The 13,590-nt window shown below is 49.1% G+C and carries 14 protein-coding genes and 1 pseudogene; 10 read left to right on the forward strand and 5 right to left on the reverse strand.

The features are described 5' to 3' along the window. Positions 1–43: 43 nt before the first annotated feature. From OXH18_RS22755 to OXH18_RS22765, 3 genes are all read right to left on the reverse strand, one after another. Positions 44–625, reverse strand: a complete 582-nt coding sequence (locus OXH18_RS22755; RefSeq protein WP_268609781.1) for an NUDIX domain-containing protein — start codon at positions 623–625, stop codon at positions 44–46. A 148-nt stretch (positions 626–773) separates the two neighbouring features. After that, positions 774–1,748 (reverse strand): arsenic resistance protein, encoded by a 975-nt coding sequence (locus OXH18_RS22760; protein WP_268609782.1) that lies wholly within the window; start codon positions 1,746–1,748, stop codon positions 774–776. Between the two features lie 59 nt (positions 1,749–1,807). Next, the gene (locus OXH18_RS22765; protein ID WP_268609783.1) at positions 1,808–2,386 is read right to left on the reverse strand and encodes a 4Fe-4S binding protein; all 579 of its coding nucleotides are present in this window, start codon (positions 2,384–2,386) and stop codon (positions 1,808–1,810) included. A gap of 120 nt (positions 2,387–2,506) precedes the next feature. On the opposite strand from OXH18_RS22765, the gene OXH18_RS22770 reads away from it, so the two are divergent. From OXH18_RS22770 to OXH18_RS25405, 10 genes and pseudogenes are all read left to right on the forward strand, one after another. Beyond that, a complete protein-coding gene (locus tag OXH18_RS22770; protein WP_268609784.1) occupies positions 2,507–3,112 on the forward strand; it encodes a class I SAM-dependent methyltransferase in 606 nt (201 codons plus the stop codon). Between the two features lie 327 nt (positions 3,113–3,439). Then, the gene (locus OXH18_RS22775) at positions 3,440–4,747 is read left to right on the forward strand and encodes an NAD(P)/FAD-dependent oxidoreductase (protein ID WP_268609785.1); all 1,308 of its coding nucleotides are present in this window, start codon (positions 3,440–3,442) and stop codon (positions 4,745–4,747) included. A 10-nt stretch (positions 4,748–4,757) separates the two neighbouring features. Further along, positions 4,758–5,228 (forward strand): ArsR/SmtB family transcription factor, encoded by a 471-nt coding sequence (locus tag OXH18_RS22780; RefSeq protein ID WP_268609786.1) that lies wholly within the window; start codon positions 4,758–4,760, stop codon positions 5,226–5,228. Then, positions 5,191–5,742 carry a Tll0287-like domain-containing protein gene (locus OXH18_RS22785; protein ID WP_268609787.1) on the forward strand — a complete coding sequence of 184 codons (552 nt, stop codon included), beginning with the start codon at positions 5,191–5,193 and terminating at the stop codon, positions 5,740–5,742. Before OXH18_RS22780 ends, OXH18_RS22785 begins: the two co-directional genes overlap by 38 nt. Before the next feature lie 94 nt (positions 5,743–5,836). Continuing rightward, entirely contained in the window at positions 5,837–6,292 is a 456-nt protein-coding gene (locus OXH18_RS22790; protein WP_268609788.1) for a DUF3122 domain-containing protein, read from the forward strand. A gap of 21 nt (positions 6,293–6,313) precedes the next feature. Beyond that, positions 6,314–7,132 carry a radical SAM protein gene (locus OXH18_RS22795; RefSeq protein ID WP_268609789.1) on the forward strand — a complete coding sequence of 273 codons (819 nt, stop codon included), beginning with the start codon at positions 6,314–6,316 and terminating at the stop codon, positions 7,130–7,132. Positions 7,133–7,144: 12 nt separating this feature from the next. Continuing rightward, positions 7,145–7,783, forward strand: coding sequence for a 4Fe-4S single cluster domain-containing protein (locus OXH18_RS22800; RefSeq protein WP_268609791.1), 639 nt, complete (start codon positions 7,145–7,147; stop codon positions 7,781–7,783). A 204-nt stretch (positions 7,784–7,987) separates the two neighbouring features. After that, positions 7,988–8,689, forward strand: coding sequence for an MBL fold metallo-hydrolase (locus OXH18_RS22805; protein WP_268609792.1), 702 nt, complete (start codon positions 7,988–7,990; stop codon positions 8,687–8,689). 194 nt (positions 8,690–8,883) lie between these two features. Continuing rightward, positions 8,884–9,336, forward strand: coding sequence for a protein tyrosine phosphatase family protein (locus OXH18_RS22810; RefSeq protein WP_268609793.1), 453 nt, complete (start codon positions 8,884–8,886; stop codon positions 9,334–9,336). 49 nt (positions 9,337–9,385) lie between these two features. Further along, positions 9,386–10,796: pseudogene (locus OXH18_RS25405) on the forward strand (rhodanese-like domain-containing protein). 132 nt (positions 10,797–10,928) lie between these two features. Here OXH18_RS25405 and OXH18_RS22825 read toward each other — a convergent pair. Beyond that, positions 10,929–12,458 (reverse strand): multicopper oxidase family protein, encoded by a 1,530-nt coding sequence (locus tag OXH18_RS22825; RefSeq protein ID WP_268609796.1) that lies wholly within the window; start codon positions 12,456–12,458, stop codon positions 10,929–10,931. An 80-nt stretch (positions 12,459–12,538) separates the two neighbouring features. After that, positions 12,539–13,555 (reverse strand): cytochrome d ubiquinol oxidase subunit II, encoded by a 1,017-nt coding sequence (gene cydB, locus OXH18_RS22830; RefSeq protein WP_268609798.1) that lies wholly within the window; start codon positions 13,553–13,555, stop codon positions 12,539–12,541. Positions 13,556–13,590 lie beyond the last annotated feature (35 nt).

Raw genomic sequence — 13,590 nt, forward strand, 5'->3', positions numbered from 1 at the left:
TACTGAAACCTCAGTAGTGAATCTAGATTCAAATTCATTAGCGCTAGAGCCTTAAGTATGATAAACGGAAAATCCATTCTAGAAGCACCGTTCGACACTGTAGACAGTTAATCACGCTCAGCAATTGATGGATGCCCGATGGCGTGATGGAATAGGTGGCTGAGATCAATTCCTTGGCAGGTTCGGTAGTGCTGTGGAGGTGGGCAACAAAGCCGTAGAGTTTTTGGTTCGAGAAAGAGCTATTGACGGCCCATCCGGTGGAGTTTAGGGCGATTAGCTGATCGACCGAAGCGGCATCAATGCCAAGTTCTCGTTGCAGGATGGCGATCGCCGCCTGTTCTGGACTGGTTCCCGTGGACACTCGTCCGCCTGGGAGATCTAACGTGACCGACCCAACGCCAGGACGATAGCTGGGAGACGGAAAGAGAATTTGTTCGTTCTGAATCGGCAGCACAATAACCGAATCCGCTTTCTCAATTCGCCAATACTCGAGTACGTTTCCGCGATGATCTTGAAGATGTTCGCCGATCACGGTCAGCCAGTGCGAATGCATCTCCAGAAACCGATCCTGCACCGTCCAAGCTTGTTCAGCCCAGAATTGTTCCGCGTCAAAGGATGGAGTCATGACTGATTTGATGCTTGAGATTGGCGATCGCCCTAAAAATCAATAGCTCCCCCTATCGAATTACCTATCAAATTATCCAACGAATCATCCAGCGAATTACCCAACGAATTATCCAACTACCAGGCAACCCCTACAAAACCTTACCGCATCAAACTGCTTCAATCGGTTTCCCAAAGATTCTGTCGGTAAATTTCACATACCAGGCAGCCGCCTGCACTTGAATAATGTACGCCATTGAAATGATTAGCGCAATTTCTGAACCCTCTTTGCCAAAAGCCGTCATTGCGATCGCCAAGGCAATCGATAGGTTCCGCATGACAGTGCCATAAACTAGTGCGATCGCATCATCCCGATTAAAAAACAGCTTGCCCACGATCGTACTCAGCAAAAAGTTGCCACTATACACAATAGCCAACGGCAGGAGCAGGGACACCAGCATCCAGGGATTTGCCACAATTCCCTTCGCACGCAATGCCATCGCAACAAATACTACCCCCAATACGCCCAAGGTCGAGAAGGCAGGAAACTTCTGCTTCAGGTTTTTATTGTACTTATTCTGTCCAACAGTTGCTATCAGGATGCGCTGAGTGATGATGCCCAAAACCAAGGGCAAGAACACAATCACCAAGATTTGCTGGAACACGCTTGTCAAAGGAATCTCCACGACAGTTCCCATTAACCACTGGGCATAAAATGGAGTAATGATCGATCCAGCAATTAACCCGACAACGGTCATTTTGATTGCTGCACTCACATTTCCTTTCGCAAACCCTGTCCAGGAAATCGTCATGCCGCTGGTAGGCAGCAAAGCCGACAAGAGAAGTCCTAGCGCAATCAGCGGCTGATCATGGAAAAACCACTGTCCCACAAAATAATCAAAAAAAGGAATCACTGCAAAGTTAATCAACTGAGTGACTATTTGCACCCTATAGTCACCACTCGAAAAAACCTCCTTCACCTGTAAGTTGATCATCATGGGATAAACCATGAGGAAGGTTAGAGGAATAATGGCTGCTTTCAGAAAACTGGGGTCAACAATCACGCCAAAGAGAATGCCTGCGATCATTGCAGAGGGAATTGACCAAACAAGCTGCTGCTGAATGAGAGAAAGAAGCTTCCACATGAGCGTTTGTTGAGGATTCGATATTGATGATTCGCTCGTTGAATCAAGCGTGAATTAAGTCACGGGTTTGAGTTGTGCTTTGTGGACGTTGAGTCTGTGGCTGCGGGTCGCTGGGCGTGCAGAGAAGCCATTCGCTTAGCGCGGGCGTGGCGTTGCCCCAACTTACCAAGGGATTCTTGCAGCGTCCCCATCGGGCAAAAAGAACACCAGGCGCGAGGGCGAGTGGCAATTCCTAGAGGAATCGCAATTAAACTGGTGACAACACACATGTTGACAAATACTCCCCCAATCGCCAGCAAGTTTCCCCCTGTTGCAATCATGCGGGAAATGAAGACACTCATAAATAACCCAAACACCCCCCAGCGAAACCAGCGCCGATTAAACAGGCGCGGCCAGGGGCGATTGAAAGTAAAGTGGGGCATGACAATATCTAAAAAAGCTCCTCTGGGACAGAGATTGCCGCACCAGTAGCGAGCGTGAAAATAAGAGTTTGTAATTAGAAATGCCATCATCAGAGGCATCAAATAGCCCAGCAAGGGGTAGAACAAGCCCCCAATCGCAATTAACGGGAAGAATCCCAACATAATCCATTGAGAACGCTTGCCTTTGGATTTTTTAGCTTTGGCTTGTATCGTCATTGAAGTGCCTTCCGTTTTAACCTAGCTAACTATATAACTAGATAGTTATTAAAAAAACAATAGGCAATTATACTTGTACACTGAAAGCGGTGACCTAATTTAGTTAAGACTCAGTTGATCATGAACCCCTGGGATAAGCGCTACAAGGTAGAGGATTATGTCTATGGCACAACTGCCAACGATTTTTTGAGCAGCGTTGTCGATCGCATTCCATTGGGACGGGTTCTGTGCTTGGCAGAAGGGGAGGGGCGCAACGCAGTCTTCCTGGCAGAGAAGGGCTACTCGGTCACGGCGGTTGACTTTTCCAGCGTTGGCTTGCAGAAGGCGCGTCGATTAGCGGATGAGCGGGGGGTTTGCCTCGAAATCTGTTGTGCTGATTTGAAAGAGTACACGATTCATCCCAACCAATGGCAAGGGATTGTCTCTATCTTTGCCCATCTACCGCCCGAAGTGCGGGTTCCGCTGCACCGCGCCGCTGTCGCAGGATTGGTGACGGGTGGAGCCTTTGTTTTGGAAGCCTACACGCCTCAGCAATTGCAATATAAGACCGGTGGTCCGCCAACTGCTGAGCTGATGATGAACCTGTCTGATTTGCAAACTGAGTTGAGCGGACTGGAATGGGCGATCGCCCAGGAAAAAGTTCGCTTTATTCAGGAAGGGAGGCTACACCAGGGAATGAGTGCTGTGGTGCAACTTCTAGGGTTTAGGCATGAAGCTCACCCTTAAATTATTCTTGCACCAGCCTTGAAAGGACAGTGATAACTAGCCATGCTCACTCCCCTTGCGCCGTCCAACTGCTACTAACTCAGCAACTGGGGATGAGGGCTGCAAGACGCTCCAGCATGAGACTCATACTTCTGTTCAGCAACGCCTGTTAATTCCTGAGTCAAATCAGGGCTTGACGAAAAGTTTATACTACCATATAGTTATACAATAAGAATAAACTGGTTCGTCATACCCTTTAAGATTCAATAAGTTCCCATACAACTCTGCAATCTGATCAGGATTAGAAGCTTCGACCGACTAGATTGCAGACTTTTGGAGGCTCCTTACATGGCTCACATCATTGTGATTGGCGCGGGATTGGGTGGTCTGCCGACTGCCTACGAACTCCGACATCTTCTCCCTCATCATCATCAAATTACCTTAATCTCCGATACTCCCCAGTTTACGTTTCTTCCCTCGCTGCCCTGGGCTGCTTTGGGGTTAACAGCCCTGGAGTCTATTCAGGTGAAGTTGCCCAACCGACTTGAACCGCGGGGCATTCATTGGGTTCAAGGGCGCGTGGAAGGGATCGATCCAAACAACCGACAGTTGGTTGTGAATCAAGCGCTGCTCTCCTACGACTATTTGGTGGTTGCAACTGGCGCAGAACTCGACTTAGACACAGTACCGGGACTAGGCCCAGATCATGGCTACACCCAATCGGTGTGTAACCCCCATCATGCGCAATTAGCCCAGCAAGCATGGCAACAGTTTTTAGCACAGCCAGGGCCGTTGGTTGTGGGTGCGGTTCCGGGAGCAAGTTGTTTTGGTCCGGCTTATGAGTTCGCGCTGTTAGCGGATCACGAATTGCGAAAACAAGGCTTGAGAGATCAAGTCCCAATTACCTTTGTGACCCCCGAACCCTATGCGGGTCACTTGGGCATTGGCGGTATGGCCAATTCAGCGAAGCTAGTAACCGCCTTGATGGCAGAACGAGAAATTGAAGTTATCGAGAATGCAGCGGTGACCGCAGTAGAACCCGACCAGATTAGGCTCGCCGATGGGCGATCGCTTCCTTTTGCCTACTCCATGCTATTGCCTGCCTTTCGTGGCCCCCAATTTTTGCGGGAGGTTCCGGGTCTGACCGATGCAAATGGCTTTATTCCGGTGTTGCCTACCTATCAGCACCCTGATTATCCTTCCATCTACGCTGTGGGTGTGATTGTCCAACTTCAGCCACCAGAAGCCACGCCGCTGCCAGTGGGCGTGCCGAAGACAGGGCAGATGACAGAAGCAATGGGCATGGCTGTGGCGCACAATATTGCGATCGCCCTCGGTGAAAGATCTGCTCATCCGGTCGCACCTACGCTGGAAGCCATCTGCTTTGCGGATTTTGGCAATACGGGCATTTTGTTTTTGGCAGACCCAGTGCTGCCCGATTCGGCAACCGGAAAACGGCGACGGGCGATCGCGCTGCAAGGAGCCTGGGTGGGCTGGGCAAAAACCGCGTTTGAGCAATATTTTCTTGCCAAAATGCGCTTCGGTGCAGCCGTTCCCTGGTTTGAGCGGCTTGCCCTGAGAGGTGTTGGCCTATCGCTGGTGGAACCCCTGACACACTCACCATCACCTGATTGCCTGCCTGGAACCTCCTGTTGAGGACAGCTCAATGGATTGGACAACGAACTTAAAACGGCTGGAACAAATGGCGGATCGGTTTCGGATGATGTCTGACCCGACTCGTCTACAAATTCTGGCGGTATTAGGGGAACAGGAATTGAGTGTGCAAGACATTTGCGATCGCACGGGATACAAGCAATCCAACGTCTCCAAACACCTACGAGTGTTGCGTGAAATTGGGGCGATCGCCTGCGAACAACGCAGCTACTATCACTACTATCGCGTAATCGATCCGCAAATTCTAAGCTGCTGGCGCTGTACTAAAACTGCTTGTAATGAATCAGGAAATGAATCAGGAGAGCCTTATGTTAAAGCCGATTCAGAAATCGATGCAGAACTTCCATCAGCGTGTGATCAGCCTTGGACTCAAGCTGGTTGTCATGGTCAGTTTCAGCCTGTTGCTGGTCAATTGGAACCCTCTCATGGCGTTAGCCGCTCCCAACATCCCCAATCCAAGTGAATTGTCCCGCGCAATTCAGGACATTGAAAATCTGGATGCCATGCGCTCTGGATTAGCGTCTTCCTTGGAGGGGCGCACAGAGGAACCCACGCTGCAAACCATGCAGGAAGTTTGTCGCCCCGTGGGGATGCGAGCTAGGCAACTAAGTCAGGAGAATGGCTGGCAGGTGAAGCAAATCGCCAAGAAGTATCGCAACCCTGCCCATGCTCCCGATAACCTACAGTCCCGCATCGCCTTAGCAAGGTTTGAACAAAATCCAGAACTAGTTGGATTTTGGGATCGAGAAACGATCGATGGGCAATCAGGAACTCGCTATTACCGCCGCATTAATGTAGAGGCAAGCTGTTTAGCTTGTCATGGATTAAAAGAGAATCGTCCTCAGTTCGTCAAAGACAACTATCCGCAAGATTTAGCCTACAACTTTCATGTCGGTGATCTGCGCGGGATGTATGCCGTATTCATTCCCGATGATGTGAAGCAAGCGATTCAAGATGCGGTCAATCCATCATCCTGAGGTTGGTTTGATGATGAAAATGATTTCATTACGCCAGTTGATTTCGTTTATTCTAATCCCTGGGATTCTCGCATTGGCACTTAATGTAGGGGTTATGGTGCGTCCTGTTCAGGCTGCCATTCGCCAACTGGAAGAAGCACCTGGACAAGTAGTGTACCAGTCTCGCCAAACGCTGAAGGATCAGCAGGGAAATATTTGGCAGGCGATCGCCTTTAAGCGAGTAAAGCCGGACGGTACAGCGGGGATTTATTTACGTCTTGTCGCTTTTCCTGGCGTTGCAGAGGTGGATCATACTCGCCCGCTCAAATTAATCAACTCGCTAGGAAAAACTTGGACAGCCAATGATGCATCGCAGCAAATCTTCACAGATGCTGCCCATCCAGAACCGAACGTGGCCCAGTATGACTTGCAGCCAATCTTGATACAATTAGACCCTGCGGTGCCATTCCGATTGGAAGTTCCCAAACCTGATCAAGCCAGCACGACGCTGAATATTTCACCGGCGCTGATTGAAGAGTGGCGATCGCTACTTGAGTATGAAAACCTGTGAAAAAGTAATGAAACTTGAACGATGTTGCACAATCAACGTTTCTTTAACTCTATCTATGGCCCCGTAAAGTCCTGGCGATTTGGGCAGTCTTTGGGAATTGACCCAATCGGCGCGGTTTCAACCTGTTCCTTCAACTGTGTGTACTGTCAGCTTGGCGAAATTGAATATCAGACCACAACTCGACAAGTTTTCATTTCAACTGAACAAATTCAACAAGATCTACAACCTTTTGCGCCCTGGGATGTGGATCTTGTCACCGTCAGTGGCAGCGGCGAACCTACGCTAGCTCAAAATTTGGCGGATATTCTGACGGCTGCCAAAGCAATCACCGAAAAGCCCCTGGCTGTTTTGACCAATGGTAGCTTACTCACCGATCCAGATGTTCGAGCAGATCTGATGATTGCCGATCGCGTTTCGGTCAAACTAGACGCGATCGCCCCCAGTTTCTTCCAACGCATTAACCGACCCTTCGACGGCTTAGACCTCGGACAACTTTGGGCAGGGCTGTGGCAGTTTCGGCAACAATATTCAGGCATCCTATCAATCCAAACCATGCTGCTCTCGACGTGGAGCGATCAGCAACAAGCCGACTACATCACGCTGATGCAAAGACTGCTGCCCGATGAAATTCAGATCAACACGCCTACCCGTCCGAAACCAACTCGTCACGAACTGGATGCACGGGGCAACCATACTTCAGGATCTCGACCTTACCCTGTACGTTCCCTCAAACCTGTGAGCGTAGAGCAATTGCAGATTTTTTGCGATCGCATTCAATCTACGACAGGGATTCCCACTCGCTATCCTCAGCACCAACTCATCCCTTCCACGCAAGCATAAAGAGTAGCAACAATGCCAAATTCAATGCCAAATTCTCAGGAAAGAGCCGCGCTAAAACAAATGGAAATTCCACCGGGTCATCTCAACCTCATGGGCTATGTGGATGAATCAGAAGTGAACGGCCCTGGTTGTCGTGCGGTGATTTGGGTACAGGGCTGTTTGCGAGAATGTCCAGGATGCTTCAATCCAGCATCCTGGTCGTTTGAACCAAATCAAATTGTGAGTGTTGATGACTTGCTGTCCAAAATCTTGGCGAATCCACGCAACGAAGGAGTGACCTTTTCGGGTGGAGAACCGTTTTGGCAAGCACCGGCTTTGGCACAACTGGCCCATCAAGCCAAAGCGCAGGGGCTGAATGTCATGTCATTTACCGGATTCACTCTAGAGGAACTGCAAAGAGCTGATGCCCCAACCGGCGCACAGGCATTGCTAGATGAGTTAGATATTTTAGTGGATGGCCCCTACGTCGAATCGCTGGCAGTGCATACGCCAGATTCCCTGGTGTCTTCGCGCAATCAACGAGTGCATGTGTTCAATCCTGCCTTTCGCGATCGCCTCAACTGGGCTAGCGATCAAATGGAAATTCACATTCTCAAAGATGGCAGCCGATTGATCACAGGCTACCGGGGGCAGATGAATCTGACGGAATAGTGGCGATGCTTGAGATCAGAAATTTGATTATAATCAGGGCTATTAAATATAACTATATAGTGATATAATGAATAAAGGAAAAGGAACAACCATCCCTCTCTCACTTCATTACCAATCGCTTTAGCCGCTTGTTTTACGAAATTAGGGATTGCGGCATTGCGTTTCTCAACCTGTTCACTCTGCAACAAAAGGAGATCTCTAACAATGCTATTTCGCCAACTTTTTGATGAAGCTACCTGGACTTATACCTATCTGATTGCTGACCCGGACACGAAGGAAGCCATCCTGGTCGATCCCGTGGCTGAACAAGTGGAGCGCGATCTGCGTATCTTGAAAGAATTGGGCTTGACTCTGCGCTACTGTTTGGAAACCCACATCCATGCTGACCATGTTACGGGTACGGGCAAGCTGCGGGATGCTACGGGATGTTTGGGGGTCGTTCCTGCAAATGCCCAAGCGACTTGTGCCGATCGCTTTATCCAGGATGGCGAAGTGCTGCAAATGGGTTCAATTCAGATTGAGGCGATCGCCACTCTGGGCCACACCGACAGCCACATGGCGTATCTGGTCAACGGGACGCATCTGTTGACGGGAGACTCCCTGTTCATTCGCGGCTGCGGACGCACCGACTTTCAAAGCGGCAATGCTGGGGCAATGTACGATGCCATCACCCAACGCCTGTTTACCTTGCCGGATGAAACGCTGGTATATCCAGGACATGACTATAAGGGCGAAACGGTCTCTACGATCGGCGAAGAGAAGCAGTGGAATCCTCGCTTTGTAGGACAAACGCGGGAGAGCTTTATTGACCTGATGGCAAACCTCAACCTGCCCAATCCCAAGAAGATTATGGAAGCGGTGCCCGCTAATCAGGAATGCGGAAAAGTGGCGATCGCGGCTCGATAGAGATTAGAGATTGTCACTGATCTGCTCTATGCAGTTAACCTTCCAGCAATTCAGCCCTCTTCGCACCCGGTAGAAGAGGGTCTTCGTCATAAATGAGGTCAACAATCCTACGGGAGTTAGATTGATCAAGTGGCTGTCGCTGATATTGTATTACCAGTTGGTAGAATAGTTAAATAAGAATAGGTTAAAGCCAAATGAACAATGTTAAGCCAGTCAACGATGATATTATCGTAGCAATGGGGCAACCAACCTCTGATGATTTGCAACAGGCGGCACAGGAAGGCTACAAGTCGGTGCTGAATTTGCGATCGCCCCAAGAGGAAGGGGCATTGGGTGATGAACAACAGCACGCTGAGGCTGCCGGACTCCAGTATGTCAATTTGCCCGTGCGTCCCGATGCGCTGAGTCAGGAGCAGACAGATCAAATCATGAACCAAATTGAACAATTACCGAAACCGCTCCTTGTCCATTGCAAAAGTGGATTGCGCTCTGGGGCAATGGCACTAATGTATGTTGCCACTCGTGAAGGCATGGGTGCTGACGCTGCAATGGAAAAGGGAAAGCAATTGGGATTTGATTGTGAATCTAGTCCGCAGATGAAGCAGTTCTTTCAACAGTACGTTTCAGAATGCACGAATGCAAACTAATGCTGCACTATGTTAAATCAATGAAGATCGATCGAAGGAAGAAAATATTATGGCACTGGTACTCGAACAGATTAACGTAGAAGGTTTGGCGCAGTTGTCCTACATTGTGGGGGACGATAAGGCGGGAGTGGCTGCAATTATTGACCCGCGACGGGATGTGGATGTGTATTTGCAGCGAGCCAGAGAGATTGGGGTAAGGCTAATTGCGAGTGTGGAAACTCATATTCATGCGGATTTTGTTTCCGGTTCCCACGAATTGAAGGCGCGGATGGGGGTTCCCATCTATGGCGGAAAAACTGAGGATTATCAGTTTGATGTGCATCAATTGCAAGAGGGAGACAAAATTCACATTGGCAGTGTCACGTTGCGGGCGCTACATACGCCGGGACATACGCCTGAACATATTTCGCTGCTAATTTATGACTCTAAGCAAGGTGAAGAACCATTTGGATTATTCACAGGTGATACGTTGTTCAATCTAGATGTGGGTCGTCCGGACTTGTTGGGGGGTGGCACAGAGAAGAAATTAGCCGCGCAGTTGTATCATACGCTGTTTGACAAGATGCTGCCCTTGGGCGATCGCATTGAAATTTATCCTTGTCATGGTGCGGGGTCTGCTTGTGGGAAGTCGATTGGCGATCGCCGACAAAGCACGATCGGCAATGAGCGTATTTTCAATCCTGCCCTTCAGGAGCGATCGGAAAGCGAATTTGTGGAGTGGATCATGAGTGAGATGCCGGAACCGCCGCGCCACTATGCTCGACTGAAGAAGGTGAATGCCAAAGGTGCACCCGTTGTAGGTTGCCCGCCGACTTTACAACCGCTGACCCCGGATGAGTTTCAGCAAAAGATGCAGGAACACGGTAGTGATTGATGCGCGATCGATTCTTGCCTTTGGAGGTGGACACATTCCAGGGGCGATCAACATTGCGTTGCGTCCAGAGTTTCCCAACTGGGTGGGCTGGATGATCGATCCGGAACAATCCATTTTAGTGATTGTCGAAAGTGAACGGGATGTCAAACTTGTAACGGATCAACTGTTCCGTATTGGCTACGACAACTTGGCAGGTTATCTACATGACGGTATGACCAGTTGGCAGAATGCTGGATTACCGCTCTCAAGAATAGAAGAATGGACGGTGCATGAACTGAATCAGCATCGGCAAGATCCTTCTGTGACGGTATTGGATGTGCGAGGAGATGATGAATATAAGAATGGATTTGTCCCCGGAGCCAAGCACTCATTTGTGGCGCATTTGGAAGAACATTTAGATCAACTCGATCGCAGCCAAACGATCGCGACGTATTGTGGCAGTGGATATCGGGCTTCGATCGCGGCAAGCATTCTGAAGAAGCATGGGTTTGAACGGGTTGTGAATATTCCTGGCTCTTGGCTGGCTTGGAAGAAAGCCGATCTGCCAATTGAGAAACCAAAGGCGAGCGAAGCCGTGATGGCGTAAACGTTGACTCGCTCATTAGGGCTTCATCATGAATCCTTCATAATCAGAAACGTGTAGGGTGTGGGTGATCCATCCCTACACGTTTGATCAATCCTCAGTTTTCCGTGTTCAATTTGCCTTTTGCCGAGTTCTCTAGGCTTGCATAGCGATCGTTGCCATCATGCCTTGATCTTCGTGATCAAAAATATGGCAGTGATAAACCGTTTTGCCAGCATAGTTGCGAAACGGAACTCGAATGCGGACGGTTTCGTTGGCTCTCACTAAAACCGTATCTTTCCATGCAACATAGGGTTCGGGTTGACCATTTCGGCTAATCACCTGAAAAGAATTGATATGAAGATGAAAAGGATGATCCATTGCCATCGGGCCAGTGTTGACAATTTCCCATTCCTCAACCGTGTCGAGTTGCACCGTCGCATCAACGCGATCGTGATCGTAGGATTTACCGTCAAGTAAAAATGCCATGCCCATGCCCATTCCGGATCGCCCCATGCCCATTCCGCCCATGCCCATCGACAGTTCAATCCGGCGCGAGGTAGCAGGCTGAGGCAATTCTGCGACGGGCAGCAACTGTTGCGGGAGAGGAAGCGGTGCTGTGGAGCCACTGTACTGAATTGTGGCTAATACTTGAGGCGTGGTCTGAGAAGCGTTACCAGACATTCTTCCCATGCCTCTCATGCTGCCCATTCCCCTCATGCTCCCTTGTCCCATCATGCCCATCATGCCGCGATCGTAGGGAAGGTTCAGCAATCGATATTCTCCAGCAGGCTGATTACCTTGCACCAGCACTTCGGCGCGTTCACCAGGAGATAGCAATATCTCTTGTAGCTCAACCGGAGCGGCGATCGCCCCGGCATCTGTTGCAATGAGGTGTAGGGGATGGTTTTCTAATGCCAGTCGATAAAACCGTGATGTGGACGCATTGATCATTCGCAACCGCAACAGTCCCCCCGTTTGCAAGGAAAAGATAGGATTCTCTTTGCCATTGACGGTGACAAGGCTACCTTCTCGTCCTTGCATGATTTGCATTGGATTTGGGTTAGGAACCTGTCCGTTTGGATCAATCTCAAAATCCTTTAAAAAAACAAATTCTTCCTGTGCTGCTTTCACCTCAGGGATTTCATCGAGATCGCCACGAACAACAAAAATACCGCCTAACCCTCTAAAGACTTGATCGGCAACTCGTCCATGAAAGTGGGGGTGATAGAAGAATGTTCCCGCAGGATGATCGGTCGGTAAGGTGAATTCGTAATCAAAGGTTTGACCACTGCCAATATTCAAATAAACATTATCCGCCGTACCTGTGGGGGGAATGTGAAGTCCATGATAGTGGAGATTGGTGGGTTCGGATAGGCGGTTGGTAAAGCGAATCCGCACAGCATCACCTGGGCGCGCTTCTAATTGAGGGCCTGGAACTTGTCCGTTATAGGTGAATAAATTGGCAGTGCGATCGCCCAACGTCACTGAACTAGGCTGTGCTTCCAAATCAAATTTCACTATCCTGGGTGAACGAACGTTGGAAAGCTCCCTAGAAAGAGTCGAACTTTCTGCATTGAAGTTCGCCTGAGCCTGCGGTTGACTCTCGGCACAACGAGCCAATAGTAATGTCGCGGCACTACTTGTTGTCAGCGTTAAGAATTGTCTGCGGTTCAACCGTCGCATCTATTCCTTTCCCTAAATATTTAGTTCTTTCATTTTGACAAAGAACCCAAATGATTGCAGGTCAATGCCTGCAAACAGCATCATGACTCACTGTAATGCTCTCCTGATACTTTGCCTCGAAACACAATGTAGTTGTAGATGTTGTAGAACAACATAATTGGAATCAAAAATCCAATGAAAATGATCATGAAAACGAGTGCGCTAGGGGCTGCTGCTGCTTGATAGATGGTGATGCTAGGTGGAATGATGTAAGGAAACACAACTAACCCTAACCCAACAAAGGTGAGTAGAAAGAGTAGGATTGTCCAAACTAGCGGAGTCGCTTCAGCTTTCTGGTTCAAACTTCTTAGCAGGAGTCCAATCAACACCACACCCAGTAAAGGAATCAGCGCAAAGATATAAACTTCTGGCTGATGAAACAGCTTGGCTCTGGCGTTTTCGTAGACTACTGGAGTGACGATCGTAATCAAGATTGCGCCAATCAAGGTGGTAATAGCTGCTAGTTTGGCGGTGCGGTAGTGCGTGGCTTGGAGTTCTCCCTCGGTTTTGAGAATGAGATAGGTTGAGCCAATCAAGACATACCCTTGAATCAGCGTTAGGGCAACCAAAATCGATCGCCAATCCAGCCAATCCCAAATGCTACCGACAAAATGACCGGCTTCATCTACGGCAATCCCTTCCAGAACGCTGCCTAAAGCAAAGCCCTGAAATAGGGCTGCCATGAAGCTTCCCACACCGAACGCTAGATTCCAAAATACTTTATTGGTGGAATGTTCGCGGAATTCAAAGGCTACAGCCCGAAAGATCAAACCGAAAATCATGCCAAAAATTGGGATGTATAACGCATTCAAAATCGTGCCGTAGGCAAGGGGAAATGCCCCAAACAAGGCTCCGCCCATCAGCACTAGCCAGGTTTCATTCGCATCCCAAATATTCCCTAAGCTGGTCATTAAAATACCGCGTCGCTCCTCGCTGGAACTGGTTAGCGACAAAATACCCACACCTAAATCAAAGCCATCCAGCATGACATAGAGAAATAGAAACAGGGCCAAAATGACAAACCAGACCTGCGTTAAAAAGTGTTCTAGGTTCTCCATACGCTTATCGTTGAACGAGGTCTACTTCTGCGTAG

The organism is Thermocoleostomius sinensis A174, assembly GCF_026802175.1.
GTDB classification, from domain to species: domain Bacteria; phylum Cyanobacteriota; class Cyanobacteriia; order Elainellales; family Elainellaceae; genus Thermocoleostomius; species Thermocoleostomius sinensis.

Excerpts from the sequence above, each read along its gene's own strand:
- OXH18_RS22755 (WP_268609781.1), bottom strand. The coding sequence starts at position 625 with ATGACTCCATCCTTTGACGCGGAACAATTCTGGGCTGAACAAGCTTGG.
- OXH18_RS22760 (WP_268609782.1), bottom strand. The coding sequence starts at position 1,748 with ATGTGGAAGCTTCTTTCTCTCATTCAGCAGCAGCTTGTTTGGTCAATT.
- OXH18_RS22765 (WP_268609783.1), bottom strand. The coding sequence starts at position 2,386 with ATGACGATACAAGCCAAAGCTAAAAAATCCAAAGGCAAGCGTTCTCAA.
- OXH18_RS22770 (WP_268609784.1), top strand. The coding sequence starts at position 2,507 with ATGAACCCCTGGGATAAGCGCTACAAGGTAGAGGATTATGTCTATGGC.
- OXH18_RS22775 (WP_268609785.1), top strand. The coding sequence starts at position 3,440 with ATGGCTCACATCATTGTGATTGGCGCGGGATTGGGTGGTCTGCCGACT.
- OXH18_RS22780 (WP_268609786.1), top strand. The coding sequence starts at position 4,758 with ATGGATTGGACAACGAACTTAAAACGGCTGGAACAAATGGCGGATCGG.
- OXH18_RS22785 (WP_268609787.1), top strand. The coding sequence starts at position 5,191 with ATGGCGTTAGCCGCTCCCAACATCCCCAATCCAAGTGAATTGTCCCGC.
- OXH18_RS22790 (WP_268609788.1), top strand. The coding sequence starts at position 5,837 with ATGGTGCGTCCTGTTCAGGCTGCCATTCGCCAACTGGAAGAAGCACCT.
- OXH18_RS22795 (WP_268609789.1), top strand. The coding sequence starts at position 6,314 with ATGTTGCACAATCAACGTTTCTTTAACTCTATCTATGGCCCCGTAAAG.
- OXH18_RS22800 (WP_268609791.1), top strand. The coding sequence starts at position 7,145 with ATGCCAAATTCAATGCCAAATTCTCAGGAAAGAGCCGCGCTAAAACAA.
- OXH18_RS22805 (WP_268609792.1), top strand. The coding sequence starts at position 7,988 with ATGCTATTTCGCCAACTTTTTGATGAAGCTACCTGGACTTATACCTAT.
- OXH18_RS22810 (WP_268609793.1), top strand. The coding sequence starts at position 8,884 with ATGAACAATGTTAAGCCAGTCAACGATGATATTATCGTAGCAATGGGG.
- OXH18_RS22825 (WP_268609796.1), bottom strand. The coding sequence starts at position 12,458 with ATGCGACGGTTGAACCGCAGACAATTCTTAACGCTGACAACAAGTAGT.
- cydB (WP_268609798.1), bottom strand. The coding sequence starts at position 13,555 with ATGGAGAACCTAGAACACTTTTTAACGCAGGTCTGGTTTGTCATTTTG.